The following is a 332-nucleotide window of genomic DNA, read 5'->3' as shown; positions in this document are numbered from 1 at the left end:
TCGTCGAGCAGGTACATCACGCGGTCGTACTGCACCGTGAGCGACTTCGTCACGCGCCGCGTCTCACGCCAGGTGAGCAGGGCGTCCAGATCCTCGTCCTCACGCAACGGCCGGTGCGCATCGAACGTGCTCCTGGGCGGCTTCGCAAAGCGCACGTTGTAGGCCGCCATGAAGGCAGGCGCATACGCATTCGCGTCCACCACCGTGCTGATGCCGCGCAGCCGCAGTTCCTTCACCAGGCGGTCCTGCAGCGTCAGATGCGCCCGTTCCACACGGCCCTTGGCTGAACTGCTGTTGGCGCAGAACGTCTCAATGTTCAGTTCGTACATCGC

1 pseudogene is annotated in these 332 nt (G+C 64.2%); it reads right to left on the bottom strand.

What is annotated here, in order from left to right:
- A pseudogene (locus tag U5A65_RS40800) lies at positions 1–332 on the bottom strand (ISNCY family transposase); the annotation flags it as partial.

This window comes from Paraburkholderia sp. J10-1 (assembly GCF_905220165.1).
Classification (GTDB): Bacteria; Pseudomonadota; Gammaproteobacteria; order Burkholderiales; family Burkholderiaceae; genus Paraburkholderia.
This window is presented reverse-complemented; position numbering and strand designations above follow the sequence as displayed.